General features: G+C 57.1%; 32 protein-coding genes. 29 read left to right on the forward strand and 3 right to left on the reverse strand.

What is annotated here, in order from left to right; all coding sequences use genetic code 11:
- The first annotated feature begins 4 nt into the window (after positions 1-4).
- The 12 genes from ACF8MC_RS15700 (at position 5) to ACF8MC_RS15755 (ending at position 7,809) form a co-directional block, all read left to right on the forward strand.
- Positions 5-217 carry a DUF4761 family protein gene (locus tag ACF8MC_RS15700; protein WP_049300608.1) on the forward strand — a complete coding sequence of 71 codons (213 nt, stop codon included), beginning with the start codon at positions 5-7 and terminating at the stop codon, positions 215-217.
- Complete coding sequence (locus ACF8MC_RS15705) at positions 214-462, forward strand: hypothetical protein (RefSeq protein WP_049300607.1); 249 nt, start codon at positions 214-216, stop codon at positions 460-462. The genes ACF8MC_RS15700 and ACF8MC_RS15705 overlap by 4 nt, the downstream gene beginning before the upstream one ends.
- A complete protein-coding gene (locus ACF8MC_RS15710; protein ID WP_049300606.1) occupies positions 459-722 on the forward strand; it encodes a hypothetical protein in 264 nt (87 codons plus the stop codon). The genes ACF8MC_RS15705 and ACF8MC_RS15710 overlap by 4 nt, the downstream gene beginning before the upstream one ends.
- Positions 723-825: 103 nt before the next feature.
- Complete coding sequence (locus ACF8MC_RS15715) at positions 826-1,134, forward strand: hypothetical protein (RefSeq protein ID WP_049300605.1); 309 nt, start codon at positions 826-828, stop codon at positions 1,132-1,134.
- A gap of 74 nt (positions 1,135-1,208) precedes the next feature.
- The gene (locus ACF8MC_RS15720) at positions 1,209-1,406 is read left to right on the forward strand and encodes a hypothetical protein (protein WP_049300604.1); all 198 of its coding nucleotides are present in this window, start codon (positions 1,209-1,211) and stop codon (positions 1,404-1,406) included.
- 159 nt (positions 1,407-1,565) lie between these two features.
- Positions 1,566-2,120, forward strand: coding sequence for a hypothetical protein (locus ACF8MC_RS15725; RefSeq protein ID WP_152903375.1), 555 nt, complete (start codon positions 1,566-1,568; stop codon positions 2,118-2,120).
- The gene (locus ACF8MC_RS15730) at positions 2,113-2,331 is read left to right on the forward strand and encodes a TraR/DksA family transcriptional regulator (RefSeq protein ID WP_049300602.1); all 219 of its coding nucleotides are present in this window, start codon (positions 2,113-2,115) and stop codon (positions 2,329-2,331) included. Before ACF8MC_RS15725 ends, ACF8MC_RS15730 begins: the two co-directional genes overlap by 8 nt.
- Before the next feature lie 3 nt (positions 2,332-2,334).
- Entirely contained in the window at positions 2,335-3,156 is an 822-nt protein-coding gene (locus ACF8MC_RS15735; RefSeq protein WP_049300601.1) for a Dam family site-specific DNA-(adenine-N6)-methyltransferase, read from the forward strand.
- Complete coding sequence (locus ACF8MC_RS15740) at positions 3,153-3,413, forward strand: DUF3850 domain-containing protein (RefSeq protein ID WP_239504653.1); 261 nt, start codon at positions 3,153-3,155, stop codon at positions 3,411-3,413. The genes ACF8MC_RS15735 and ACF8MC_RS15740 overlap by 4 nt, the downstream gene beginning before the upstream one ends.
- Positions 3,414-3,451: 38 nt before the next feature.
- A complete protein-coding gene (locus ACF8MC_RS15745) occupies positions 3,452-4,456 on the forward strand; it encodes a phosphoadenosine phosphosulfate reductase family protein (RefSeq protein WP_049300599.1) in 1,005 nt (334 codons plus the stop codon).
- On the forward strand, positions 4,453-6,993 hold the full coding sequence (locus ACF8MC_RS15750) for a replication endonuclease (protein WP_049300598.1): 2,541 nt from the start codon (positions 4,453-4,455) through the stop codon (positions 6,991-6,993). Before ACF8MC_RS15745 ends, ACF8MC_RS15750 begins: the two co-directional genes overlap by 4 nt.
- A 120-nt stretch (positions 6,994-7,113) precedes the next feature.
- Positions 7,114-7,809, forward strand: coding sequence for a DNA adenine methylase (locus ACF8MC_RS15755; RefSeq protein ID WP_049300597.1), 696 nt, complete (start codon positions 7,114-7,116; stop codon positions 7,807-7,809).
- A 491-nt stretch (positions 7,810-8,300) separates the two neighbouring features.
- Here ACF8MC_RS15755 and ACF8MC_RS15760 read toward each other — a convergent pair whose 3' ends face one another.
- The 3 genes from ACF8MC_RS15760 to ACF8MC_RS15770 all read right to left on the reverse strand — a co-directional run bounded on the left by ACF8MC_RS15760 (position 8,301) and on the right by ACF8MC_RS15770 (position 12,854).
- Complete coding sequence (locus tag ACF8MC_RS15760; RefSeq protein ID WP_049300596.1) at positions 8,301-9,662, reverse strand: P-loop NTPase fold protein; 1,362 nt, start codon at positions 9,660-9,662, stop codon at positions 8,301-8,303.
- Between the two features lie 413 nt (positions 9,663-10,075).
- On the reverse strand, positions 10,076-11,131 hold the full coding sequence (locus ACF8MC_RS15765) for a phage portal protein (RefSeq protein ID WP_049300595.1): 1,056 nt from the start codon (positions 11,129-11,131) through the stop codon (positions 10,076-10,078).
- 1 nt (position 11,132) lies between these two features.
- Entirely contained in the window at positions 11,133-12,854 is a 1,722-nt protein-coding gene (locus ACF8MC_RS15770) for a terminase large subunit domain-containing protein (protein ID WP_049300594.1), read from the reverse strand.
- Between the two features lie 159 nt (positions 12,855-13,013).
- Between ACF8MC_RS15770 and ACF8MC_RS15775 the strand changes: the two genes are divergently transcribed.
- The 17 genes from ACF8MC_RS15775 to ACF8MC_RS15855 all read left to right on the forward strand — a co-directional run bounded on the left by ACF8MC_RS15775 (position 13,014) and on the right by ACF8MC_RS15855 (position 24,768).
- Positions 13,014-13,847 (forward strand): GPO family capsid scaffolding protein, encoded by an 834-nt coding sequence (locus tag ACF8MC_RS15775; protein ID WP_049300593.1) that lies wholly within the window; start codon positions 13,014-13,016, stop codon positions 13,845-13,847.
- 39 nt (positions 13,848-13,886) lie between these two features.
- Entirely contained in the window at positions 13,887-14,933 is a 1,047-nt protein-coding gene (locus ACF8MC_RS15780) for a phage major capsid protein, P2 family (protein ID WP_049300592.1), read from the forward strand.
- A 44-nt stretch (positions 14,934-14,977) separates the two neighbouring features.
- A complete protein-coding gene (gpM, locus tag ACF8MC_RS15785) occupies positions 14,978-15,847 on the forward strand; it encodes a phage terminase small subunit (protein WP_049300591.1) in 870 nt (289 codons plus the stop codon).
- A 103-nt stretch (positions 15,848-15,950) separates the two neighbouring features.
- Positions 15,951-16,448, forward strand: coding sequence for a head completion/stabilization protein (locus tag ACF8MC_RS15790; protein WP_049300590.1), 498 nt, complete (start codon positions 15,951-15,953; stop codon positions 16,446-16,448).
- A complete protein-coding gene (locus ACF8MC_RS15795; RefSeq protein WP_033640714.1) occupies positions 16,448-16,648 on the forward strand; it encodes a tail protein X in 201 nt (66 codons plus the stop codon). The genes ACF8MC_RS15790 and ACF8MC_RS15795 overlap by 1 nt, the downstream gene beginning before the upstream one ends.
- Positions 16,639-16,920 (forward strand): hypothetical protein, encoded by a 282-nt coding sequence (locus ACF8MC_RS15800; protein WP_049300589.1) that lies wholly within the window; start codon positions 16,639-16,641, stop codon positions 16,918-16,920. The genes ACF8MC_RS15795 and ACF8MC_RS15800 overlap by 10 nt, the downstream gene beginning before the upstream one ends.
- Positions 16,917-17,471 (forward strand): lysozyme, encoded by a 555-nt coding sequence (locus tag ACF8MC_RS15805; protein ID WP_049300588.1) that lies wholly within the window; start codon positions 16,917-16,919, stop codon positions 17,469-17,471. Before ACF8MC_RS15800 ends, ACF8MC_RS15805 begins: the two co-directional genes overlap by 4 nt.
- Positions 17,468-17,851, forward strand: coding sequence for a DUF2570 domain-containing protein (locus tag ACF8MC_RS15810; RefSeq protein WP_049200213.1), 384 nt, complete (start codon positions 17,468-17,470; stop codon positions 17,849-17,851). Before ACF8MC_RS15805 ends, ACF8MC_RS15810 begins: the two co-directional genes overlap by 4 nt.
- A gap of 22 nt (positions 17,852-17,873) precedes the next feature.
- Positions 17,874-17,996 carry a hypothetical protein gene (locus tag ACF8MC_RS15815; protein ID WP_255612211.1) on the forward strand — a complete coding sequence of 41 codons (123 nt, stop codon included), beginning with the start codon at positions 17,874-17,876 and terminating at the stop codon, positions 17,994-17,996.
- Positions 17,993-18,454 carry a phage tail protein gene (locus ACF8MC_RS15820; protein WP_049200214.1) on the forward strand — a complete coding sequence of 154 codons (462 nt, stop codon included), beginning with the start codon at positions 17,993-17,995 and terminating at the stop codon, positions 18,452-18,454. The genes ACF8MC_RS15815 and ACF8MC_RS15820 overlap by 4 nt, the downstream gene beginning before the upstream one ends.
- Positions 18,451-19,089: a phage virion morphogenesis protein gene (locus ACF8MC_RS15825; protein ID WP_049300587.1), complete on the forward strand. Its 639-nt coding sequence runs from the start codon at positions 18,451-18,453 to the stop codon at positions 19,087-19,089. Before ACF8MC_RS15820 ends, ACF8MC_RS15825 begins: the two co-directional genes overlap by 4 nt.
- Positions 19,089-19,673, forward strand: a complete 585-nt coding sequence (locus ACF8MC_RS15830) for a phage baseplate assembly protein V (protein WP_049300586.1) — start codon at positions 19,089-19,091, stop codon at positions 19,671-19,673. Before ACF8MC_RS15825 ends, ACF8MC_RS15830 begins: the two co-directional genes overlap by 1 nt.
- Positions 19,670-20,038 (forward strand): GPW/gp25 family protein, encoded by a 369-nt coding sequence (locus ACF8MC_RS15835; protein ID WP_049300585.1) that lies wholly within the window; start codon positions 19,670-19,672, stop codon positions 20,036-20,038. The genes ACF8MC_RS15830 and ACF8MC_RS15835 overlap by 4 nt, the downstream gene beginning before the upstream one ends.
- Entirely contained in the window at positions 20,025-20,924 is a 900-nt protein-coding gene (locus ACF8MC_RS15840; protein WP_049300584.1) for a baseplate J/gp47 family protein, read from the forward strand. The genes ACF8MC_RS15835 and ACF8MC_RS15840 overlap by 14 nt, the downstream gene beginning before the upstream one ends.
- Positions 20,917-21,531, forward strand: a complete 615-nt coding sequence (locus tag ACF8MC_RS15845) for a phage tail protein I (RefSeq protein WP_049300583.1) — start codon at positions 20,917-20,919, stop codon at positions 21,529-21,531. The genes ACF8MC_RS15840 and ACF8MC_RS15845 overlap by 8 nt, the downstream gene beginning before the upstream one ends.
- Positions 21,524-23,860 (forward strand): hypothetical protein, encoded by a 2,337-nt coding sequence (locus tag ACF8MC_RS15850; RefSeq protein ID WP_049300582.1) that lies wholly within the window; start codon positions 21,524-21,526, stop codon positions 23,858-23,860. Before ACF8MC_RS15845 ends, ACF8MC_RS15850 begins: the two co-directional genes overlap by 8 nt.
- On the forward strand, positions 23,857-24,768 hold the full coding sequence (locus ACF8MC_RS15855; protein ID WP_049300581.1) for a hypothetical protein: 912 nt from the start codon (positions 23,857-23,859) through the stop codon (positions 24,766-24,768). Before ACF8MC_RS15850 ends, ACF8MC_RS15855 begins: the two co-directional genes overlap by 4 nt.
- The last annotated feature ends 5 nt before the right edge of the window (positions 24,769-24,773 follow it).

The following is a 24,773-nucleotide window of genomic DNA, read 5'->3' on the forward strand; positions in this document are numbered from 1 at the left end:
GCAGATGAAAGAGATCAAACCGCGCGCCCTAATCCAACTTTCAAAGCACACCTTTGTCTATCGCGGGTTCACGATTCAGAAGTGCCCGCGCCATAGCGAAACGAATCGCACGGCCTATCAGCTGGTGAGCAACGGGGATTACTTCGGTCGTGATTTCGCGCTGGCGGAAGCCATGCGCACCGTGGACAAGATGCTCAACGGCAAGAGGCCAGCATGAGCGGCAACCCATTCTACGACGCAGCAAACGCCGTGATCGCTTCTTACGATAAGCGCATGCAGTACATGAAACCAGAGCGCGCGGTTGGCGAATCGGCAAATGCAGTGATCAATCTCGGACGTATCGCAGACGCCGCGCGCTATGCCGGCCACCCTGCTGCGAGCATCGTTATCGAGAACGCCGCGAAGTATTGGCAGTGCTACGGCAAAAAGCCGGCGACATTTTCAGAGGACACACCAGCATGAAACAGCCTTACCGCATTCTGATCGACACGCTGCTGCTGCAGTACCACACCAAAGCGACCAATCTGCACAGCGCTTCCGCTTTGGCGCCAGAGGTTCGCCAGGTCTCGCTGAACGATTACGCCTTCCGCCTGTGCATCGGCCTGACTGGCCTGCTGAGTACGGCAGAAGCTGCTGGCGATGGCCCGGCCGCCGCTGTTATCGATCACTTAATCATGCGCTGCAACAACGGCGATATTCCGCAACCTGAAATTTCAGCTTAGCCGGGGACACCCGGCCCTATCTGAGAGCGCATCCCTTCCTTTAATGTGTGGCGATGGGCGTCGCGGGGTGTGCTCTCAGATAGGCAATAGTGTGGAGGCTTTTATGAGCATGACAGTTGAGCAAATAAAATCCGTTGAGTGTTTCGTCAATAATGCCAAGTCATTACTGGCGCGTGCTAAAAACAAAAATCACACTGCCTGTTTTTATAACAAGCTGATGGCGAGTGAAAAAAAAGCCATTTGCACATTAGGCAATATTGACAGCCGCACAAAGTTAACAGCTCGGCACATCGAAATGAAGTTCGAGGAAATGAGTTACGCAGAAAGACGGGCCGTTTTTCGAGGAATAAAACTTCTACAAAAGTTAAATCGAGATATCCCGTCATTAATAAACATTACTGACTGCGATTAATTAAACAGCGTTGTTAAAAATAATGCCGCCTTCATGGTGGCGGGTTTCTTACACCCTGAAATCAGGAGGGGGATATGCAAGACGACGAATTACACAAAGCGTTTATGAATGCCCGCCGCTCTGAGCGGCTGCAACTGCTTGAACTGTTGGAAAGCAAACTTGACCGACTGGCTGCGGATAACTTCACCCGCGACCAAGTATTAAACACGTTGAAGGACTGGATCAACATCCGCCGGTTTACCGACGCACCAAAAGTGGAGAAGCCACAATGATGGCTTTCTGCTTCACTCTCGCCGCCGTTTGGGCGGTTGTCGCGTTTGGGCTGGTTGGTTGGGTTGCCTACCGCTATTGCAAATTCTGCCGCGCATTCAATCGGCAGTGTTTGCAGCCTGAACAACGTAATTACGATTAATCACTTAAAGGTGAAAATGATGGCTAACAAACAAGACGCAATGAACGCTGTAAATCGCGCAATTGGCTTTATTTATGCTAATGCGCAGCTCGACACCAGCAAGGCTTTAATTTGTGAGCTTCAATCCTCAATAAGTTTTATTGAAGACTTGGACAAAGATGAAGCCAAGAGTGAAATGAAGTTGGTAATTAATTGCGAAAACATCGACGAAGCTGCTATCGACAAGTTTAAGACAGCATTTGCAGCAGGCTTACGCGATCAAAAGACACTGTTTGTCGGTGAATGGGCGTTACCTAATGAACCGCTGAAAACTGAAGCTATTAAGCAAATTATTGAGGAAATAGAAAACCTGCCAAGACGAATGAATGCTCCTGAAGAGGCAGGGTGGGTTGTTGCTAATAAAGCAGCCGAATTAAAAACAGCAATCGACCGCCACATTTTGCACCGTGGTTCGCTTGAGGATGTTCGCAGAACCGCAGCGCAGCTCGGTGCCGTAGCGGTAAAAGTGCTGATGAATATTCCTTGTTCCTATCGCGATCGCGAAACCATAGCCGGAGCACCTCGCAATGGCTGATCAGATCGATATGGCACAAGAACGGCACCAACTGATTCTTGAGTCTCAAATCGCCAACGCCCGCCCGCAGCAATGCGGGCCTTCTGCCTTCACCTGTGAAATCTGCAACGCGCCGATATCTGAAGCGCGCCGCGCCATCGTCCATGGCGTAACGCGTTGCGTTACCTGCCAGGAAATCCACGAAGCCAAAGCACGGCATATCAAGGGGTAAGTCATGAACAGAACCGCCCTTAAATGGCTCGGCAGCAAAGCCCGTATTATCGACACTCTGCGCCAGCACCTGCCTGAAGGTAAGCGCCTGGTTGAGCCGTTCGTCGGCTCCGGCGCTGTTTTCCTCAATACCGACTATGACAGTTATCTGCTGTGCGATATCAACAGCGATCTGATCAACTTCCACAACGTCGCCAAAAACAATCCTGAGGTGCTGATCCGCGAAGCGCGCCATCTGTTCAACGCACACCCGGATCAGGAGGGCTATTACGGCGTGCGCGCTGACTTCAATCTGCGCTGTGACAGCAATTTCATCTACCGTGCGGCGCAGTTCCTTTACCTGAACCGTCACACCTTCAACGGCGTTTGCCGCTACAACCTGAGCGGCGAGTTTAATTCGCCGTTCGGTCATCGAAAGGCGCCCTACTTCCCAGAAGACGAGATCAGAGCCTTCGCGGAAAAAGCGCAGGCCAAGAAAGCCATTTTCCTGTGCTGCAGCTTCCCCGAGGCGATCAGGATGGCCCAGGCCGGCGACGTGATTTATTGCGATCCGCCGTACATCCCAGCCAGCGCCACCGCCAGCTTTACCAGCTATCACACTGACGGCTTTACCAGCGAGCAGCAGCGCAAGCTGGCGCGCATGCTTCGCATCGCCGCCAAGCTGGGCCGCCACGTCGTTGCCTCGAACAGCGAGACGGACGCAGCCAAAGCACTGTACGCCGATTTCACTATCACCTCGATCACCGCCCGCCGTTCTGTCAGCGCCAAAACTTCCAGCCGTGCAGACGCTGGCGAGATCATCGCGACCATGAGGGCGGCATCGTGAAAAAACACCACCTGAAGATCCACCCGGAACACCTCGCTGCCGTCATCTGTGGCGTGAAAAGAGCCGAATTCCGTATTAACGACCGTGACTTTGCCATCGGCGATCTGCTGAGTCTGAACGGCTATACAAAGTTAGGTCACCTGGGAGGATTTACCGGCGAACACATCTGGGTGCGCATCACCCACATAACCAACCTGGCCGAATGGGCGCCGGGTTACGTGATGCTGAGTATCGAGCGGGGGCCGTTCAAATGCTGATGCCTTTGCGTGCTATCTCATATCCTGCCGGAACAGCGATGATCGATGATCGCGTCTTTGCAAAGGACGCTATCAACGTTATCAGCATTTCAGGCGGCAAAGACAGCCTGGCACAGTGGCTGCTTGCACTTGCTGCCGGCGTCAAGATTATTCCCGCATTTGCCGACACCGGCCACGAACACCCGTTAACAATGGAATACCTGGATTATCTGGAATCCAAGTTAGGGCCGATTCGCCGCGTTAAAGCCGACTTTGCCGCGCGCATTGAGGGTAAGCGCCGGTTTATTGCTGAGCACTGGCCCGTATCACTTGTTACTGAGTGTGGGCTGACTGAGCAGGAGGCAAAAAAGACCGTTGCCCTGGCACTTGAAACCCTTCACCCAACCGGCGTGCCATTCCTTGATCTCTGTATGTGGAAGGGCCGCTTTCCGTCAACAATGGCCCGCTTCTGCACATTCGAGTTAAAGCACATCCCGATCCGCGATCAGCTGGTTGCGCCTTTGCTGGACGAGTACGACGAGGTGATCAGTTGGCAAGGGGTTCGGGCGGAGGAGTCACCGCAACGCGCGGGGTTGCCCGCGTGGGAATCCGACGCCGATAAAACACTGGGCCTAAATATTTATCGGCCAATTCTCGATTGGAAACATGCCGATGTCTTCGCGATTGCCAAACATTACGGCATCAAGCCGAATCCGTTGTACACACAAGGCTGTAGCCGCGTCGGCTGCATGCCATGCATTCACGCACGCAAATCCGAGCTGGCCGAGATCTTTACCCGTTGGCCGGAGGAGATAGCCCGCGTTGCTCGATGGGAAAAACTGGTCGCCGCTTGTTCTCGTCGCCAGAACAGCACCTTCTTTCCTGCGACTCAAGATCCGAAAAAGGCGGAAAGCCGAATCGAGTGCATCACGGTTGAATCGCATGGCATCGAAACCTATCGCGATTGGGCCCTAACCACCAGGGGCGGGCAGCAGTTCGATTTGATCGCCGCCATGAACGATCACACCGCTTGCAGTAGCGTTTATGCCGGCGTTTGCGAATGACTAAAAGCACCAAAGGCCGTCGCGAACCATCACCGCCGCGCCCCTATCCGGGACGCGGCGCGGTTGCTTTTGACTGGCCCTATCCCTGGAACGCACCGAAGCAGGGGATCAACCCATACACCGAAGACGCTGAAAAAGAGCTGAAACTCACCGACGCGCAACGGCGCCGGCAACGTTGGCTTGAGGTCACCGCGGATCAGGAACGTGATCGCGATTCGCAGCTTTCCATTTTGGCGGAACAGCGCCGCGGTGAAGGCAAAGTCCAGTTGGTGCTTGGTGCACTAATGGCGCAGCCCGATTTTATTCGCTCTCCGCTGCTGGCGCGCATCAGTGCCATTCGTAAGAGCAAGAAAGGCAACGGTGAAAAGCTGTCACGCAATTACATCTTGCGGACGGTCAAGACGATACTGACCCGCGTTGAGAAGATGCAGGACAAGCAGCTAACCTTTGGCCTCCAATTGGTTGCCCGTCGTGAGCGGCTCGACGATCTGCTGCGTCTGCCTGAGCTGGACAAGCGCGCGGTAAAATTGCTCGCAACCTTCACCGCCGCCCACTTTGAAACCCTGCTCGAGCAGCAGAGCATGCGCCATATTTCCGGCGATACTACGCTTGACCAAATCCTGCGCGTTTACGTGTCTTTGGGTACTGAGGCCGAACGCTTCAACGTGACGCCGCCCTGCTGGCATTCGCTGAACCCTTATCTGCGCCGACGCGGCGAACCGCCTTACGACAAAATCCCCGGCGCCATCGCCAGAATGTGCTGCGCGAACTGGTGGTTTACGAATTTGTGGGCGTTACGTTCCCGCTGGCGCGAAGAGCTGTTGCGCGCCGCCGGTCTGGTACGTAAGCAGGATTCCGCCTACATCAGCGCCGACGCGCTGACACACTTCCGCGAGCAACGCCGGCGCACCCGTGAATTTCTGAAAGCCTTCGAGCTCACCAACGAAGACGGCTTTTCCATCGATCTTGAAGATGCCTATTACGCCGGGCCCAGCAATCCACGCCACCGCCGCATAGAGATGATGACCACGGTCAAGGGCATGCAAGATATTGCCGAGATGCGCGGCGATTGCGCGGTATGGTGCACGATTACCACGCCGTCACGTTTTCACGCCACCATGATCGACGGGCGGTTAAACCCCAAATGGGCAACGAAAACCGTTCGTGACAGCAACGATTATTTGGTTAACCGATTCTTTGCCAGCGTCCGCAAAAAGCTGAACCGTCAGGGGCTGCGCTGGTACGGTATTCGCGTCGCCGAGCCGCATCATGACGGCACCGTCCACTGGCACATGATGGTTTTTTGCCGTCCAGATGACCGCGACGACATTGTCAGCATCCTGCAGGAGTTCGCCATTCGCGACGATCGCGCCGAGCTTGGCGACGACATAACACCGCGCTTCAAGACTGAACTGATCACTGCGGAAAAGGGATCGCCGATCAGCTACATCGCGACCTATATCGGTAAGAACTTGGACGCCGAGCCATTGCGCAAAGCGAACAAAGATACCGGTGAACCGCCGGTCGACTACGAAAGCGGCAAGAGCATGGCCGACACGGTCGAGCATGCGCTCGGCTGGGCCAGCCTGCACCGCGTGCACCAATTCCAGTTCTTCGGCATCCCATCGCGCCAGGTTTACCGCGAGTTGCGCCGGTTGGCGACCCAGCTTGATCGGCAGGGTATCGACGCCAAGAAAACCCAGCGACTGAGCGATAAAGCCATGGATGACGTGATGAATGCCGCCGATGCCGGCTGCATCGCAACGTACATCCTGAAGCAAGGCGGCGTCTTGACGCCGCGCAGCGATCACATCGTCCACACCGCCTACCTCCAGGCGGAAAAGCCCAACGATTACGGCGAACTCGGTATTCAGATCTTCGGCGTCTGGTCACCGATGCTCGGTGAGGCGTCGCGCATTTGCACCCACCCCGACACCTGGACACTGAAGCGCAAACGTAAACCGGCGAGTGGCGAAGCCGCGCGCCAGGGGGTTGACGTTGAGGGTGGCGGCGCAGCCGCCGCCCCTTGGACTCGTGGCAATAACTGTCCGTCTGAACAAGAACCGACCAAAAACGGCGGCAGTTTATCCACGAGTGAAATACATCGAGTACAGCCATCGACGGCTGTGCCAGCTGACGCACCAATAGATTTTGAAAACCTCGACCGCAAAGAACGACGGGCACTGCTCCGGCGACTGAAAAACGATCCGGACGGTGGTACACCGCCGGAGAAAGCGCCGTTATCAGTTGAAGAACAGCGCGCAGAGGATGATTTACACCGCCAAAAAGAGCAGCGGCAGAAGCGGCAAGAGCAGCTGGCACCACGCGCGGCACTGATAGCCGAATCCGCATCCAGTATTGGCATCGAGTTAACCAAGCGCGAGGCGATCAACCTGGCTGACGGCGCCACGCTAAACGTGGCCGGACAGCGTTATAGCGCAAATCACGATGGCAGTTTGTCGGCACTCCAGCCGGATCATCTTCACAAATCGCTGGAATTGCTGGCACGCGTCGAGCGGCTGCGCCGCATTTCATAGCCATAGCCGGCGATGTAGGCCTGAGTGCACAGACGAATTTGTCTGTTCTGGCCATAACGCCGCATAGACAAAAACAGCTGCGCTGCAGCACCGTCATTAACAACTATGAGGTACCGACAAATGGGATATTTGGGGAGCAAGGCGGCGAGCGGAGCATACCAGGCGATCATCAGCCAAATGCCGCCGCATGATACTTACATCGAAACGCACCTCGGCGGTGGCACCATCATGTTACGTAAACCACCCGCGGCCCGCTCCATTGGGTGGGATATCGATCCGGAAACCGTTGAAGCATTTTGCCAGGGAAACCCAGACTACCTGGATGAACAGGCCGAGCGCCTTATGATTGAGATCGGTGACGCGGTGAAGCTGCTGCGTGCCGTTCCTTTTGAAAAATACGGCCGCACGTTGATATACGTCGATCCACCCTATCTCCCAGAAACCCGCACCAGCCGCGCGCGGTATCGTCACGAGTATACCGCCAACGATCACCGCAGCCTGATCGACGTGCTGCGCAGCGTGCCAGCCAGCGTCATGATCTCCGGCTATCCGTCCGCGCTCTATGACGAGTTGCTCGGCGACTGGCGCAGCATCCAGTTTCAGGTAATGACCCGCGGCGGGCCCCGAACCGAACAGCTTTGGATGAACTTTGCCGAGGGTAACGCCTACAGCCACGCCTTTGCCGGCGCGAACTACATCGACCGCCAGCGAATCAAGCGTAAGGCAGAGCGCTGGGCCAGAAACTACAGCGCCCTGCCACCTGCAGAGCGAGTAGCTATCATGGCCGCGTTATTAGAGACGCATCAAGATCAGTGAGCATATTGGTAGTGGATGGGAACGGTTGCGGGGTAAGCAGCTGGCGCCAAGGTGATTGTATTAATTCAAGCAGCGCTACAACCCTGCGAGCCGCTCTCCACGGATACGCGACACTTCGTATTTTAGTTCGACAGCTTTTTCTTTACAGCGTTGGAGTGCTCGCGCCCATTGTTCAGGGCTTGGCTCTTTTGACATATCTTCCGAGACAACAACCATGAATAAGCACCTACCCGTTCCTAAATCCCCTGCCTGCAAACAGGCAACTTTCGTTGTATAAATCAGTTCAATGCACGCTTTACGCATAAAACACTCCATTTCACTTTTTATATAAAAATAACTTTATAGAGATCACAAAAATATGCAATAAATTCATGACCTACAAAAAATGACTTCGTAACCTGACTTACATTGCAATGCAGTCAAAAAACATCAAAGCACTTCATAATGATATATACAGCAGCCCACATATAAACAATGTGGGCTATTCATTATCAGCGACCAATATGTAAATAGTCAATAATACTACTCATTTCATCAAACAACTCTCTTCTAACGTTACCATAACTAAACAACTCAATATCAGAAAACAACTTACTTTCCCTACCCTTTTTTAGCTCTTCCTCAGAAGCATAGTGATAGTCGAGTATATGTGCAATTTGACCAGCATCTATTTCTTTCATAATCCTTTCCTTAGCTATTCCTAGACCTGCAACGGCAGCATCCTTAGAGATCAACCTATATCTTATATCATTTAATAGTTTTGTATTTGTCACTTTCAAAAAAGAAACCAACGCCATTAAAGCATGGAATGTATAGCCGCTAAAGTTATTTATAGCCTCTTTATTATCGATGGATGACATTAATGAATAACAGCGTTCAGCTTCACGCAAAGAACAGCCATTGATATCAAGCAAATATGCTAACGTTAATTCAATACCACCATTCCTAGAAATTATATTCGTTCCGTTATCCAGTTGGCGCAATTGAGTAGACATAGTTGAACGTTCATGTTTGTTAACACAAGCCGCAGATAGTGTATTTACTTTGGGCAAAGTAAACCAATAGTGAACAAACTTATTCAAGTAAGTTTTAGAATCAATTCCTCCGTATCGCCACTCTATGCTTTTTTCAAATTGTTCTCTATTGACAGCCAAGAGAAAAACAAACCCTTCCACCGAGAATATATGCTTTATTTTCTCTAACAAATCTAAAGAAAAATCAGGTCTAGCTCTATCTAACTCATCAATGATAAAAAGGGTCTTTTTACCTCCATCACTGTAAATCCGTTTCATTACATCTTTGAATTTAACTAAATCGTCTTTCTCATCCTTCCCAGTGGTAAGCTTTTCCTCAACATATTTCTCAAGAGGATCAGAAAGAGAGCCGGCAATTTTTTCTTTTGCCGCATCTAATGTGCCACCTGAAAGAAGCCCACCTGTAATAGACGTGACTGCATAGTTAACACCACCTTTAAGTAGATTTGCCCCTACTTTTTTCCCAGTTTTTACAAAGGATTCTTTAACCTTCTCGAACTTACTTTTTTCATTATCTAATGATTGATATATTTCAGAGGCCAGTGATACAAAAGGATCTGTGTGATAATCATTTTCAAAAGCATCATAATAAATCACATTAATATTTAACTCTTCGTCATTAGCTATTTCAGCAGACATCATTTTCAGAAAGGTTGTTTTACCATTACCCCATTTATCATCAATAGCCAAGACTAAACCACTGTCAGGTGAATTTTTAACAAACCTTAATATGAGGTCGTATAGAGGTTTTCTATAAAAAATATCGTTTTTTTGAGAAAATCCTTCATTAAAGTTGATAACCGGGCCAGTTACTCTCACATGCTGCTCCTTGTTTCATTGTGAATGTAAGATAGAGTTTAATGCAAAAACGTGCACAATTTTGCACAATAATTCGATCTCCCCCCATTGCGAACCTGCGCCAGTGCTGGTGCGGGTTCGATCTACTTTGGATCTTGCACAAAAAAGAGGGTGTGAGGCGCGCAGGCGAGGCGGGGGAGCAAGCGCGCGCTTTGGGGTATGGGAAGGGGGGCGTGTGTTGCCTGAATGGGCCGCTGTGCGGCTCTCGCCGTCACGTTACCCTGGGCGTGATGAACAGACGATATCGCGCCAGCGGCCCGCATAGCGCGGCTGGCGGTGGGGAGCGGTTCGACGTGATGGGCGGAGCGCTTGATGGGGCTACTTGTCGGGGGATGGCCGTCATAGACAGCGGCGGCCGTGCTGCAGTACCGGGGTTACTCTACATCGAGCAATGCATACGGGTTGAAGCGGATCACCTCCTCCCCCATCCAGTCGTTGACGTGCTTCATGGCTTCCATGATGGGCGTCAGCTCGTTGATGGCGAACACCCGCGCCGCCTTCTCCACGTCGCCGAAGGTGCCGTTACCTTCCGGCACGGCGCCCATCAGCTGCGGCGGAACACGGTGAGCGGCAAGGATATCGTCACGCGTGGCTGACTTGACGCCCAGGAATTCATCCTTGGCCGAAATCTGGCTGAACGGCAGGATCTGCACCGAGTCCTTACCGCCGTTAGGCGCGTGCAGCAGGATGTTTTTGAATGCCCCGCCGCGGCGCGTGTCGGTCAGCGTCTTCTTGAGCTTGTCGAGGCTCTCCTGATCGGCGATAGCGCTGTTGACGTAGACGATGCAGCCGGCATGGCTGCCGTTGTCGTAGTACAGCTTGCGGAACGTGTCGGCCGAGTGCGAAAGGTTCGCGGACAGCAGGCCCGCGAAGTATTCCGGCATGCCGTAGATCTCCTGGTGAATATCCGGGTTGATCACATGGCAGACGGCGCCGGTAGGAAACTGATAATCATCAAGCCCCGCCTGGATAAACCAATAAGTATCCAGGTCAGAGCCGCGGCGCGTGTATTTCGCCAGCGTGTGGTGCAGTGCCAGCGGCCCGCCTAACACGTTACGGCGCAGCTCCAGGTAGGCATTGCCGAACACCACCCAATCCATGGCGAAGGCCGAGAACGCCTGGCGTGACAGCAGCTTGTGCGGGATGAAACAACCGGCCAGCACGTTACGCTTGAATATCAGCGCCGACTGGTGCCAGCTGGCGTGGCCGAACTGGCGAGCCAGTCCGTACCAGCTGATCGGCGTGTCGTAGTAGCGGCCGTTGTCGGCGCAGTACATCGAGTCGAGCAGATCGTAGGACGAGCTGACCGGCCAGGGGCCGTCGAATGAGAAGGTACTCAGGCCAGGGAGTTTTTGCAGCTCAGTCGCCAGATCAAGCTGCGTGTCTGCGGCGGGCTGCTGGCGCTGCCGCGCTGTTTTTCGTTTGCTCACGTTAATACTCCATAACCGTCATAGTGCTGCCGCCATCTTGCCCCAGCGGCTCGTTGATAATGGCCAGCATCGTCGCCCAGGCAAGGTCGCCATGGCTGACGCCGCGGCTGCGGTCTGTGTCATAGGTGATAACCCCGCCAGGCGTTACCACTTTGCGCACCGCGCTGAATGCCGTGATCAGGTCACGCTCCCCGCGGTCGAACTCCCAGCGACCGCCGCGAACCAGCTGCTGCATCTTCAATACCAGCATGCGCTTGCTGGCCGGGTTGAACTGGTAGCAGACCGCTGCCGGGAACTTCTTCTTCACCAACTGCCAGACCGCCTCACCAATCCCCTGCCCGTCAATACCGACATGCTGCACGTTATAACGATCCAGCATGCCAATGATCAGATTGGCCTGCGCCTCGAACTCCATGCCTCGGATGCGCTGCGTCTCGATGGTGCGGAATTTGCCGCCGGCGACCAGAGGCACGGCGTTGACGGAGATCGCCCCGCTGTCACCCTTCCCGCTGGCGCCGTTGGGATCGTAGCCAATCCAGACCGGCCGATCGGCCAGTGGCCGCATGGCGTAGGGCTTCCAGTCGAGCCAGTCGTCATAACCATCAGCACCGCAGGTCAGCAGCATGTTGTAGTCAAAGGCCGATTCACCGTTGCGGATAAACTGGCAGCCGTAGAGGTTGTCGTATTCCTCCGGGCTGTTCTCGTCGCGGATTTCATCGATATCGGTCAAATCCCAGCCGTGATCGATGGCGTCCTGCAACGTGACGATCTGGCGCCAGATCTTGTCCGGACACATCAGCCCGCTGTTCAGCGTCTTCCAGGACGTGTCGAACTCCACACGGCTACTGCTGGCGCGCCCCTTGTTGAACGCCTCCCCTGTCCAAAACGGGTAGGCTTCATGGCTTTCCGCCGATGGCGTGGAGAAGTAGGTACGCGTCAGCCCTTTCAGCGTCGCCATAGCACCGGCGACTTTTTTCAGGTTGGCGAACTGGCCCACCCAGAAAAACTCGTCAAAGAACAGGTTGCCGGTGTAGGACTGCGCCGTCGCTGCGGACGTACCGAGGAAGTGCAGCTCCGCGCCGTTGAACAGCTGGATCATGTCGCCGCCTTTCAGCTCGACGTCGACCTCCGCCGCAGCCGAACGAATGAAGCTGCGGAACTGGTACGCCTGCCGGCGGCTGGCCGACAGAAAGATCTGGTTGAGCTGGTGCTTGTACTTCACATCATCAGATAACGCGCGGATCAGCGCCTCGCGTGCAAAATACCAGGTCGCCCCCACCTGGCGACTCTTCAGGATCATCCGGTTGCGGTGGTGGTGATTGTCATACCAGCCTTGCTGGTGCCAGTGCAGCGACCCCAGGATGTTCTGCCGCAGCTGCGCGATCTGCGACTCAGAGAAGAAGTTTTGCTTCTTGCGCACCTTCTTTTTCGGCTGGGTGGCCGGCGTGCCGTTGTCCAGCTTCTTCAGCTGGCGCGTCAGCAAGTCGATTTCCTTGAAGTCGCCGCCGCTCTTCTTGTCCTTGCCGGTCAGCTGCACCAGGCGCGCATCAATCGAGGTGGTGACGCGCTGGATCGGTGGCGTTTCATCCCATTCGTCGCGCTTCTTCCAGGCGTAAACCGTGTTCTGGTTGATACCCATCAGGCGCGCGATTTCCGCCGGCGGGTAGCCCTGCCAGTAAAGCTGTCGTGCGCGGTGCCTAGTGAATGTTTCCTGAACCGTCATTGTCTCCCCCATGTCCTGCCGGGGAGGTTAACCCGCGCGCGCGGGGGCTTTCTCGCGGTGCCGGCTGTCGCCGTTCTCCGACAACAACAACGCGTTGAGACAGGGCCGGACGCCCTGCCATCATCACCGGGAACTCAACAGAATCGTGAGCAAGCAGACATGGCAAGCACAACGAGCACCCGTAAGAAATTCCGCATTATGACCTCCGGCGTCACTATCGACGGCCGTCAGGTCACCCGCGATCAGATCCATGCGATGGCGGCGTCGTATAACCCGTCTCTCTATGGCGCCCGCGTCAATATCGAGCACTACCTTTCTCCGTTCCCAGACAGCGAGTTTTGCGCAATGGGGGATGTTGCCGCCCTATCCGCCGAAGATATTTCCGAAGGGCCGTTAGCAGGGGAAGCATCTTTGTTCGCTGAGATCGAACCCACGGCACGCATGAGGGCCATGACCGACGACGGTAAGAAAATCTTTTCCAGCGTCGAGATCCATCCCAAATTCCCGACGACCAACGGCCCGTATCTGGTCGGCCTGGCGATGACCGACACCCCGGCCAGTCTGGGCACTGACAAGCTGAAATTCACCGCCGAGAAACGCGGGGAGATCATGCGATTCAGCGCTGCAGATGCTGAAACGACGATGTTCACTACCGCTTTCGAAACGGAGTTGGTGCAGGCAGACCAGACGCGCTCAACCACCGGCAACGAGTGGTTCTCTCGCGTCATGGGCATCCTCGGCAAGGGCAAGAAAACCGACGATGAACGCTTCAGCCAGGTGCATCAGGCGGTAGAAGCCGTGGCGACGGCGCAGGCCGATTTGACCGACCAGTTCAGCGCCACCGCGCAGGAAAGCGCCAGCAACAAGCAGGCCATCGCGAAGTTGACCGCTGACCTGGCTGCGATGCAGCAGAAGGTTGTAACCACGGACGGTAACTTCAACCGTCGCCCGCCGGCAGGCGGTGGTGGCAATGCGCAGTTAGCTGACTACTAAGCCAGCGCCTGATCGATATTCACTACAAGAGAAACGAACATGGAAAACATTACCCGCGAGCTGTTCGACCAGTACATCAGTCGGCAGGCCCAGCTAAACCGCGTATCGCCGGCCGCCGTCGCGGCAAAATTCGCTGTCGATCCGACGGTGCAGCAGAAGCTGGAAGCCGCCGCGCAGGAAAGCGACTCATTCCTGAGCAAGATTAACATCTTCGGCGTGACCCAACAGATCGGCCAGAAAGTGCTGATCGGCAGCAAAGGCCCGCTGGCTGGTGTGAACAACAGCACCACCACGCGCCGCAACCCGGCCGATAACAGCAAAATGGAGCCGTACAACTACATGTGCCGCAAGGTCAACTACGACTACGGCATCAGCTACGAGCAATTGGACGCCTGGGCGCATCAGCCTAACTTCCAGCCGCTGATCAGCAGCGCAATGGCGCGCCAAATGTCGCTTGACCGCATCATGATCGGTTTCAACGGCACCAGCTACGCCGATCCGTCCAACCGCGCCGCCAACCCGCTGCTGCAGGACTGCGGCATCGGCTTCCTTGAGAAAATCCGTAAGGAAGCACCGCACCGCGTTATTTCAAATATCACGGTCACCTCGCGGGATGAGGACAACAAGATCATCACCAAAGGCACCTACGGCAACGTATCGGCTGCGGTGTATGACGCCAAAAACAGCCTGATGGATGAATGGCACAAGCGTAACCCGGATAACGTGGTGATCCTGGCCGGCGATCTGCTGACGACCAGCAATTTCCCGGCAATCAACGCCATGAGCCAGACCAACCCGAACACCGAAATGTTGGCCGGTCAGCTCATTGTTGCGCAGGAGCGCGTCGGGAACATGCCGACCTTTATCGCGCCGTTCTTCCCGGTCAACGGCATCCTGATCACGCCGTTCAAGAACCTGTCGATTTACTACCAGCGCGGCGGCCTGCGCCGAACCATCAAGGAAGAGCCGGAGTACAACCGCGTCGCGACCTACCAGTCATCGAACGATGACTTCGTGGTCGAGGACTACGGCAACGTCGCCTTTATCGACGGCATCACCTTCGCGCAGCCTGAGAACGGCGGTTAATCACCCGGGCGGGCACCTGCCCGCCCCCCTTTGGGGACAGGACAATGCTGACACCGGCACAACGACATTTTCAGCGCGTGATGGCGGAGCGCCACGGTAAGACCGAGGAGTTCACAGAAGCCGCCCGCACCGCGCATGAACAAATCCTTCACCGCCTGCGCATGGATCAGAGTGCACTCAAACGCGTGCAGTCCGACCAGGCGAAAGCGGAGATGAAAAAGCAGCTTTTACCGCAGTACGACGGCTGGATCGAAGGCACGCTCGACGGCAACAGCGGCCGGCAGGACGAGGTCATCGTCACCCTGATGATCTGGGCGATTGACGCCGGCGATTACCCGCTGGCGGTGCGTATCGGCCGCTATGTCATCGAGCACAACCTCGCGATGCCTGACCAGTTCCGCCGCACGGCAGCGACGGCCCTCGTTGAAGAGCTTTGCGATCCTATTCTGGTGCAGGTCAAGGCCGACGAGAGCACCGATTTGACCGCACACCTGCAGGTGCTGGACGAGCTCGCGCAAATCGTCGATGGCAAGGATATGCCTGACGTCGTGCTCGCCAAGCTGTTCAAGGTGCGCGGCTTTGCCTTGCGCGGTGGCGATGATGCCGCCCAGGCGAAGGCGCTGGAACTGCTACGCCAGGCGCTGAAACTGGACGCTAACGCCGGCGTGAAAAAAGCGATCGAGAGCCTGGCACGCCAGGTCAAGAAGGCCAGCCAGACAACCAGCGGCGCCGGCGATAACGATGCCGACACCGCCGGCACCGCGACAACGGCCGACGCTGCAGCAGCATCAAAAACGACTGTACCGGCCACCCAGCGCCGGCAGCGCAGCAGCACCGCGCGTAAGCCATCAGCCGCTAAAAAGCCCGCCGGCAAGGCCGCCGGTAAGAAAGCCAGGCAGGACACCACCGAATAAAACGACTTGCGCCCCGTGCGCTGGCGGCGCGGGCGGAGATCTGCAGCGCTTCGCGTGTGCTTTTCCCCGTCCGCTCACCGCCACCTTTTGAGGAGATTGGGCCATGAGCCTTGTTGCCGGGCGTACCGTCACCCCCGCCGCTGACGATGTGCCAGATACCGACGATGGCGGCGAGACCATCACCGCCGGCCCATTCTGGCCCGCGATTGCGCTCAAGGACGTGCGCCTTGAGATGCGTATCACCGGCGCGGTGACCACCACCCGCTTAAAGCAGGCCGCGATTGAGGCGACAGGCCATGTGATCGACCAGCTGACGGGCTGGCAAGCAAGCCAGATGAAAGCCGGCTTCGCGTCGCTGGAGACCGTGCCAGCCCGTCAAATCAACGACGTGAGCGTAAAGATCCACCGCTACCGCCGCGCGGTATTCAGCATCACCCGCGCGCTGCTGATCGAAAACTATCGCGACGTCGACACCACCGGCGACGCCGGCGAGAAACGCGCCGCCGGGTTGACGCTGCAGGCGGCAGATCTGTGGCGGGATGCCCGCTGGGCTATCGCCGACATTCGCGGCGAAGTGCGCAATTTTGCGGAGGCATTTTAGTGAAGGTGCAAGCAATGCAGGGCGACACGCTGGATCTGCTGTGCCAGCGACACTACGGCACCACGCAAGGCGTGACCGAAATCGTGTTGGCCGCCAATCCGGGGATCGCCGAACAGATATTTTTGACCGCCGGCCAGGTGGTCGAGCTGCCGGAGATCGAACGTTCAACCCAACAGGAGACGGTGCAGCTATGGACGTAATCGACCGCCTCTGGAGCTGGGTGATCTACTCCTATTCCACCGTGCTGATGGGCATCGGCATGATGACGCAGCGCGAATGGCTGGCGACCGGCGGGCTGGTGATCGGCCTTATCGCCGCGGCGCTGGGCGAAATCCACCGCCGCCGGGTGGCGCGCAGCCAGGCGACCACCAACGCCCTGCTGGCGCAGCTGGTTGACGCAGTGCGCAGCGATGCCGAGAACCGGCAGGATGTGAAAGAGCTGATCAGCGAGCTGAAAGGGGGCCACCGGTGAGAAGAAAAAGTGTTATCGCCTGCAGCGTGGCCGCCATTGTGGCGCTGGCCGGTGCCCTGTGGCCCGAGAAGGTGCGCACAAGCCAGGCGGCACAGTTAAAAATGGCGAAGTATGAGGACTGCCGCAAGACGCCCTACTACTGCCCCGCCGGGGTGCTGACCATCGGCATAGGCTCAACGACCCACGTCGAAGATCGGCAGTACTCGGAAACGGAGATCGCCGAACGCTGGGTAAACGACCTGGTACGCGCGGAAAAGTGTATCAACAGCAACTTTAACGGCGCCGCCGCCCCGCAATTCGTGTTTGAAGCACTGACCGACGTCAGTTTCAACGTGGGTTGCACCGGGATCAGTTGGTTCACCGATCGCCAGGGCAAAAAGCAGCGCACCACGCTGTGGAAATACGCGCAGGCGGGCAACTGGCCAGGCGTATGCCAGCGCCTGACCGACTTTGTGAACTCCGGCGGCAAACGCCTGCAGGGGCTGGTTAACCGCCGCGAAGAATTTAAAGCCTGGTGCCTGTCTGACCCGGCACTCAGGAGCGCCGAATGAAAGCGGTCACGGTATTGATCCTGCTGTTTCTGGCGGCGCTGGCCGGGATGGGGTGGCAGAAGCATCAGCGGGAACTGGCCGAACAGCGCCGCGATATTGCCGAGCGCGCCGTCGAGCAAACCGGGGATGTGCTGGCCGAAGTGCGCGCCCTGCGTGCCGACGTCGGCGAGATTGAGACCGGAATGAAGAAGCTGAGCGAGAAGCGCGGCACCAATGGAGAGCAACGACGTGAAACTATCAAGACTGCGCTGGCCGGCGAAACGTGCGCCGTTACTCCTGTGCCTGCTGCTGTCGCTGACAGCCTGCAAAAGCGCGCCGCGGAAGTCCGCGCCGCAAATTATTCAGGAGCCTTTACCGGCCAGCCTGACGGCAAACACTGATGCGCCTGCAGCACCTTCACCGATGACTTACGGCAGCCTGGCGCCCTGGGCGGATCGGTTGCTGGATGCGCTGGACACCTGCAATGCCGATAAGGCGGCCATACGAGAACTCGAACTACGGCGTATCGCCAGGGGGATGAAGTGAAAAAAGCCGAACTGCTGCGCGACGCACTGATCGCGGCCAACACCTGGTGCAAGGCCAACCCTGAGCTGTTTACGGTATGGGTGGAAAAAGGCCATATCGAGATCCAGGCCACCGGCGAAAGCTCGTTCATGTACGTGTACCCGATCCAGGTGCTGGCAATGGACTTTTCCGGTCAACTGGATGACCTCATGTTGCCGCTGTTGGCGTGGATTTGGGAGAACCAGCCCGACCTGCTGTTGAACCCGGACAGCAACAAAAAGATTGAGTTTGACGCCGATATCGTGAGCGACGACAGCGCCGACATTCTGCTGAAGGTGCCGGTATGGGAACGCGTGATGGTCACTATCGAGAACGGCAAGCCCGTCGCGCAGCACCTGGCGGAAGACAAGCCCCGCATCAACGGCGGCGACTGGCAAATCGTGTTCGATCCTGAGAGTGGCGGGGAGCTGGTGCCATGACCGATGCCGCGCTGTTTCATGAACTGGATCAGGTGTTCGCCGATATTCTCGGCGGCATGTCCCCCGCCGGGCGTATCCGCACCGCGCGTGAAGTCGGCCGCATGCTGCGCCAGAGCCAGTCGCGGCGCATTGCCCGCCAGGAAAACCCGGACGGCTCAAAATTTGAGAAGCGCCGCCGCAAGGTGCTGCGCTCACAGGCCGGGATTGGCTTTATCTGGAACGGCGAAACCCGCCGCCTGAAAAACTGGCGGGCAACCAAGGGCAGCCGCGGCCGCATGCTGACCGGTTTCGATGAAGGCCGCGGCGCCGTCCGCTCCTTCTATCGCGAGGATATCGAGCGTTACCTCGATATCAACTTCAGCCAGACGCGCAAGGACACCACCAAGGCCGATCCGATGTTTCGCCGATTGCGCACCGCGCGCTTCCTGAAGGCGCGCGCCGATGCCGGCGGCGCCACCGTCGGTTTTACCGGCGTTGCGGGCCGTATTGCGCGCACGCACCAGTACGGCCTGCGCGATAGGGTAAACAAGTCTGGCGCGATGGCGTCCTACCCACGCCGCGAGGTGCTGGGGATCACCAAAGCCGACCGCATGGCGATCGCCCGTTCGGTCATTGACTCGTTGGGGGTGAAATAGTGGACGCGGCCGAACTCATTCGCCTGCTGGAAAACCTGATCCGCGTTGGCGTTGTCACGGCGATCGACGAAGACAACAAGCGCGTGCGCGTCGCCACCGGCGGATTAGATACCACCTGGCTGCGCTGGAATGCGCAGCGCGCCGGCGCATTCAGCATCTGGATGCCGCCGTCGCTCGGCGAGCAGGTCTGGCTGGTGTGCATCGGCGGCAACCCGGAGACGGCCATTATTGGCGGCAGCCTGTACAGCAACGATCACCCCGCCCCCGGCGGCTCGCGTAACGAGATGGTGATCACCGCCCCGGACGGCGCCAAATTCCGTTATGACGCTGACGCCGGCGCGCTGGAAGTCAGCGGCATCAAAACAGCCAAATTAACGGCCGAGGTCAAAGTGATCCTGGATTCGCCCGTCGTGGAATGCACCGAGCTGCTCAAAACCAAGCGATTCGACGTCACCGAAGGTGGCGAGATGCACGGTGACTTCAATCACACCGGAGGCGCCTTCGTGTCGAACGGCGTGCAGGTTGATGACCACGACCACGGCGGCGTGCAGCGCGGTGGCGACTGGACGGAGGGCACCCGATGAGCGAGAAGTACCGCGGCATGAATAACAGCGGCACCGGTACGCTGACCGATGCGGATCACGTCTGGCAGTCAGCCAATGACATTCTGCTGACGCCCATCGGTTCGCGCGTCATGCGCCGTAACTACGGTTCGCTGGTGCCAGACCTGCTCGACAGCCCGCAGAACGACGTCACCCGCCTGCAGCTCATGAGCGCGACCGTGATCGCGCTGGCGGCATGGGAGCCGCGCCTTGCGCTGGACACTATCAACATCAGCTATTCGCCCACCGGCGCCGTCACGGCCGAGATGGCCGGCATGCTGACGGAAAGCATGGAGAAAAGCGCCGGGACGATTGAGTTAAGGAGTCACAACGATGCCAACGATTGACCTGTCGCAGTTGCCATCACCGCAGATCATCGAGCCACTCGACTTCGAGACGATCCTCGTTGACGTTAAGGCGGTGATGATCGCCGCCTTTCCTGCTGACCAGCAGGCATCGGTCGCCGCCGCCCTGTCGCTGGAGTCCGAGCCGCTCAACGTGATCGCCCAGGCGATGGCCTACCGCGAATTGCTGTTGCGCCGGCGAATCAACGAGGGGGCTGCCGCCTGCATGCTGAGCCACGCCGAAGGCACCGACCTGGACAACCTGGCCGCCAACCTCGACACCGAGCGCCTGACGATCACCCCGGAAACGGACACGTCAGACGCGGTGATGGAAAGTGACGAAGCCCTGCGCCTGCGCGCGCAATCCGCATTCGAGGGCATGAGCGTGGCCGGCCCGTCGGCGGCGTATGAATATTTTGCCCGCAGTGCCAACGGCAAGGTTGCCGACGCAAGGGCAACCAGCCCGGCGCCGGCGGAGGTGGTGATCGCCATCCTGTCGACCGACGGCGACGGCACCGCCTCGCCCGAGCTGCTGGCCGCCGTAACGGCCGCTGTCAACGATGAAGAAGTCCGGCCGCTGGGCGACCGCGTGACGGTTCGCAGCGCGGATATCGTCGACTATTCGATTGATGCCGAGCTTTTCCTGTATCCGGGGCCGGAGTCGGAACCCATCATCAACGCCGCCATGGCGTCGCTGCGTGGCTTTTTGGCCGATAACGACAAGAAGATCGGGCGTGACGTTGCCAGGTCGGCGATCTCCGCCTCGCTGCATGTGCAGGGGGTGCAGCGTGTAGTACTGCGTTCGCCCTCGACTGACCTGCAGATCTCCGACACGCAGGCTGCGCGCAACATCGGCTACACGGTAGAGAACGGCGGGACGGATGAATAACACCCTGCTCCCCCCCTCCGCCGGCGCCTGGATGCGCCACACCGAAACGGTCACTGCGCGACTGTCGGCGATCACTGTCGCGCTGCGCACGCTGTGGACGCCGACCGCCTGCCCGGTTGATTTGTTGCCGTATCTCGCCTGGGCGCTGTCGGTCGACCGCTGGGACAAGAACTGGCCGGCAGAGAAAAAGATAGCGGCGATCCAGCAATCCTTCTGGCAGCACCGCCGCAAGGGCACCCGCGCCGCGGTGCGGCGGGTGATTGAGAGCATGGGATTTTCTGCCACCTTTGCCGAATGGTTCGACACCGGCGATAGGCCGGGCACCTTTCGGCTTGAGGTCGACGTCAACGAGGTGGGCATCACCGAAAAGACGCTTGCCGAATTAAATCGCCTGGTTGCGGATGCCAAACCGGTCAGTCGCCATCTGAGTCAACTCAATATTGCGGCGACGTCCCGAGGAACGATCCACATCGGTGCAGCAAGTTATCAGGGGGAAATATTGACGGTATACCCGGCAGGGAAAACGCCCGATATCCCCCTTTACTACGACGGCAAAATTAAACACAGCGGCCATTATTTCTACACCGGGAACGCGAACGATGAGTAAATTAAACGAACAGTCAAAATGGGAAGAATCCATTAACCAGGTCGAAGACAGCGATCGGGTAAAAGGTGGCGAAAGCGGCGCGGTAAATATTCAGGCCGGGCAGTTGGCCGCCCGAACACAGTATTTGCGTAACCTGTTCGATTCACTGATGGCAACGATCAGCCTCGGCGAGGGTTGGTATAAGACCCTGTCTGATGCCCAGCGCGATATTGACAACGGCAAGCTGCCCGCCGATGCCCTGTTTAACGTCCGATCGACTGATGACAAACACTGGATGGACGAATATCAGAACATCAACGGTCTGGCCACGCCAACCGGGCGTTTTCTGGCCTCAGGCAACTACCTCGCGGAGATCCTGACGCAACTGGTATCAACCATGCTGACTGTCGGCACACTGGAAAACCGGATCAAGTCCATTAAAAGTTATCACTCCGATAAATACCCCATCATTTTTAATGCCGAGGGCGGGCCGGATGAAACCTACGGCGCATTTGATAATCAATCCGGCTTATGGCTGGGCGGGTTAGAAGCGGCCGTTCAGGATTATTTATTGGGCATTTTGCCAAAGAATAAAACCAACCGTTATCCAGGGCTGGCTTATTTCTTTGCGGCTGAAAACGGTGATGATTCCTACGGCCTAATTGAAAAAAATGGCGCGTGGCGTATTCCGTGGATGGATGATGTATTACAGGAACGCCTGGACGGCCTGCTGTCGACAAAAATCACCCGCCGCATTCAGGGCTGGCACTCCTTGCTGGTTTCAAAAGACGCTGACCCCAGGATCATCTATGGCCTGCGCGCGAATGATGCCGGGTTAATACTGGCCGGCCTCGGCACCACTGCCGTGCAGGACTATATTTCCGCCAACATCCGGCCGGCAGAGGGAAAATTAGCCCTGCATATCGGCGAACAGCTTCTGTGGAACGATCACCCCGTCGTGTCAGCCCACAATCTCGGCCCCGATGCGGTGCTGTTCAGCTATCTGCCGTCGGGAGAGATCGCGCCGCGCTATGCGGTGATGTTCATCAAGTCGAAGCGCGAAATGGTGCCGGGCGGCGAGATGCATATCACGACTGAAGACGGCCAGTCGCTGGCGGCGTCCTTTGACAGCCACAACGGATCGAATATCAACATCATGAATTACGACCCGCGCTATCGCGGCTACGCGCTGGCGCTGGCTAACGGCCGCCCCGAAGGCGGCAATCTCAAAGCCGTCACCGACGACGATCGCGACACGGCCAACGATCTGCAATACCCCGCCGCCGGCTGGCGACAGGGCCATTCATTGCCGCGAACCTATACCCTGCTCGATAAGCTGGCAGAGAACGGCCAGACATGGCCGGTATTTTTCCACGCGCCAGCTGCCGCCGGCGGCCAGTCATTCGCGAACATCTCACCCGGCACCGTGCCGTATCAGAACGGCATCGACATGGTGACGCGCGCGAAACAAATCGCTGACGCGGTCGGGAAAAAATGCAAGGTCGTCGTCTTGCTGTTTGAGCATGGCGAAACCGACAACGACAACGGCGACAACCTGCTGCCCGGTGATTATCTGGCGAAAGAAGAAACCTATTTCCCGCGCCGGATAGCGGATTACAAGGCGATCACCGGGCAAACCGACGAGATTGTGATCGTGATCGGCCAGGTCGGGAGCCGCCTTAACAGTAAAGCGCAGGCAGTAGACGAGGAAGGCAACCCGCTCGGCGAAGAGGTCATCACACAGCCCTATTCCATTTCTGCCGTCGATCAGCGCGAATACGTGCGCCGGCATGCAAACGCCATCTGCTACGGGCCGAAATATCCGCTCAACTGGCTGTATAGCGACGGTTCACTCAGCCATATCAACGCCGCCGGTAAAGTGTTGCAGGGCGAATACCAGGCGCAGGCCATTCACTGGCATCTGTACGATGACGAGAAAAAAGGCACCTGGACGGACACGACGATCGAGTCGGTCACCGTGACAGGCAGTGTCATCGAAGCGCGCTGCAAAATGCCGTATCCACCGCTTGTTATCGATAACGCATTCATTGGCGACGTAAAAAATCAGGGGCTTTCGCTTGAGCTGAAATCCGCCGCCATCCTCAGTGTTGACGTGGTGGACGGGACAACCTTGCGCATCACCTGCGATAAAGCACCGGCCGCAAATGATTTTCTGCTCGTCGGTTTCAACAACAAGACACAGCACGCTAACGGCCGAACTTACCCGCTGACGTGCCTGCGCGATTCATCGCCCATGGTCAGTAAGAAAATCACGCGCAACGGCGCGCCCTTCCCGCTTTACAACTGGATGACGCTGGATCGCATCCCATTATCAGGAGAAAACGAATGACTATCGGATTTAATAGCGGCACCCCTTACCCTTGGGGCGGCCGCCCGGCGTTGAAATTATCGGCCTATGTGTTGGATGACCAGGCTATTTTTAATGCGCACAAGGCCCGCGTGCTGGCCGATGGCGGAGTGATCCCCGATGAGGCCGGCTGTATGGCGCGCATTACCTGGTTACTCGACAACGATATCTACGGCAAGGTCGAAAGCGCCATTAACCCGGCGTTCGGCGTCAAGATGAACGCGAACAAGGAGGTCAGCAAGCTGTATTCCCTGTTCGCGAACGATGACTACATCAGCGTGATGCAGGGTGACGGCGCGCAAGTGTTGTATGACGACAGCGGCGACGCGCCGGGCGTGATCATCAAGATTTCCAGCAACGGCGGCGCGTATTTGCGATCTGAGAAAAACCATCGCGTGCAGCGCAGCGGGAAATATGCCATCAGCGGCCGCATGGCGGATAACGATCGCGCGGACTCGCTGGGCATTCTGGTGGGCATCAGCATTGCCGGGCTACCGATGGCCTATTTACGCACGCAGATCACTAACCAGCAAAAGGACATTGAAGCCTGGCGCTACGGCACGCGAGACAGCACATGGAATGGCTCGGGCGTGAACGGCATCGCGATGGGCGCGGTCAGAACCCCGTATGCGGATTACGTACCCTCCGCCGCACTGTTTGACGTCGACGGCGGCGAAATTCGCGGCTACGAAGCGGGAGCGCTGAAGGCAAGGGACACGTCAACGACGGGGCGGCTGGCTGATTTGACGTCATTCCCGCAGCCGATTTATGTCGGCAGTACGTTTACCAGCGGCAAGGTAAATCCGTGCTACGGCACATTGCGCGAAGCCATTTTCCTGCATACGGCAGACGACAGCGACGCCGTCGCCCTATCCAAGCTGGGCATGTAAGGGGG

Origin of the sequence: Serratia sp. LACPHL-BACT-2024-00286 (assembly GCF_043109535.1) — a bacterium.
Classification (GTDB): domain Bacteria; phylum Pseudomonadota; class Gammaproteobacteria; order Enterobacterales; family Enterobacteriaceae; genus Serratia; species Serratia sarumanii.

Excerpts from the sequence above, each read along its gene's own strand:
- ACF8MC_RS15850 (WP_049300582.1), top strand. The coding sequence starts at position 21,524 with ATGAGTAAATTAAACGAACAGTCAAAATGGGAAGAATCCATTAACCAG.
- ACF8MC_RS15770 (WP_049300594.1), bottom strand. The coding sequence starts at position 12,854 with ATGACGGTTCAGGAAACATTCACTAGGCACCGCGCACGACAGCTTTAC.
- ACF8MC_RS15780 (WP_049300592.1), top strand. The coding sequence starts at position 13,887 with ATGGAAAACATTACCCGCGAGCTGTTCGACCAGTACATCAGTCGGCAG.
- ACF8MC_RS15845 (WP_049300583.1), top strand. The coding sequence starts at position 20,917 with ATGAATAACACCCTGCTCCCCCCCTCCGCCGGCGCCTGGATGCGCCAC.
- gpM (WP_049300591.1), top strand. The coding sequence starts at position 14,978 with ATGCTGACACCGGCACAACGACATTTTCAGCGCGTGATGGCGGAGCGC.
- ACF8MC_RS15775 (WP_049300593.1), top strand. The coding sequence starts at position 13,014 with ATGGCAAGCACAACGAGCACCCGTAAGAAATTCCGCATTATGACCTCC.
- ACF8MC_RS15700 (WP_049300608.1), top strand. The coding sequence starts at position 5 with ATGAAAGAGATCAAACCGCGCGCCCTAATCCAACTTTCAAAGCACACC.
- ACF8MC_RS15730 (WP_049300602.1), top strand. The coding sequence starts at position 2,113 with ATGGCTGATCAGATCGATATGGCACAAGAACGGCACCAACTGATTCTT.
- ACF8MC_RS15735 (WP_049300601.1), top strand. The coding sequence starts at position 2,335 with ATGAACAGAACCGCCCTTAAATGGCTCGGCAGCAAAGCCCGTATTATC.
- ACF8MC_RS15745 (WP_049300599.1), top strand. The coding sequence starts at position 3,452 with ATGATCGATGATCGCGTCTTTGCAAAGGACGCTATCAACGTTATCAGC.
- ACF8MC_RS15720 (WP_049300604.1), top strand. The coding sequence starts at position 1,209 with ATGCAAGACGACGAATTACACAAAGCGTTTATGAATGCCCGCCGCTCT.
- ACF8MC_RS15835 (WP_049300585.1), top strand. The coding sequence starts at position 19,670 with ATGAGCGAGAAGTACCGCGGCATGAATAACAGCGGCACCGGTACGCTG.
- ACF8MC_RS15705 (WP_049300607.1), top strand. The coding sequence starts at position 214 with ATGAGCGGCAACCCATTCTACGACGCAGCAAACGCCGTGATCGCTTCT.
- ACF8MC_RS15750 (WP_049300598.1), top strand. The coding sequence starts at position 4,453 with ATGACTAAAAGCACCAAAGGCCGTCGCGAACCATCACCGCCGCGCCCC.
- ACF8MC_RS15810 (WP_049200213.1), top strand. The coding sequence starts at position 17,468 with ATGAAAGCGGTCACGGTATTGATCCTGCTGTTTCTGGCGGCGCTGGCC.
- ACF8MC_RS15715 (WP_049300605.1), top strand. The coding sequence starts at position 826 with ATGAGCATGACAGTTGAGCAAATAAAATCCGTTGAGTGTTTCGTCAAT.
- ACF8MC_RS15800 (WP_049300589.1), top strand. The coding sequence starts at position 16,639 with ATGGACGTAATCGACCGCCTCTGGAGCTGGGTGATCTACTCCTATTCC.
- ACF8MC_RS15840 (WP_049300584.1), top strand. The coding sequence starts at position 20,025 with ATGCCAACGATTGACCTGTCGCAGTTGCCATCACCGCAGATCATCGAG.
- ACF8MC_RS15790 (WP_049300590.1), top strand. The coding sequence starts at position 15,951 with ATGAGCCTTGTTGCCGGGCGTACCGTCACCCCCGCCGCTGACGATGTG.
- ACF8MC_RS15725 (WP_152903375.1), top strand. The coding sequence starts at position 1,566 with ATGGCTAACAAACAAGACGCAATGAACGCTGTAAATCGCGCAATTGGC.
- ACF8MC_RS15855 (WP_049300581.1), top strand. The coding sequence starts at position 23,857 with ATGACTATCGGATTTAATAGCGGCACCCCTTACCCTTGGGGCGGCCGC.
- ACF8MC_RS15710 (WP_049300606.1), top strand. The coding sequence starts at position 459 with ATGAAACAGCCTTACCGCATTCTGATCGACACGCTGCTGCTGCAGTAC.
- ACF8MC_RS15825 (WP_049300587.1), top strand. The coding sequence starts at position 18,451 with ATGACCGATGCCGCGCTGTTTCATGAACTGGATCAGGTGTTCGCCGAT.
- ACF8MC_RS15815 (WP_255612211.1), top strand. The coding sequence starts at position 17,874 with ATGACTTACGGCAGCCTGGCGCCCTGGGCGGATCGGTTGCTGGATGCG.
- ACF8MC_RS15755 (WP_049300597.1), top strand. The coding sequence starts at position 7,114 with ATGGGATATTTGGGGAGCAAGGCGGCGAGCGGAGCATACCAGGCGATC.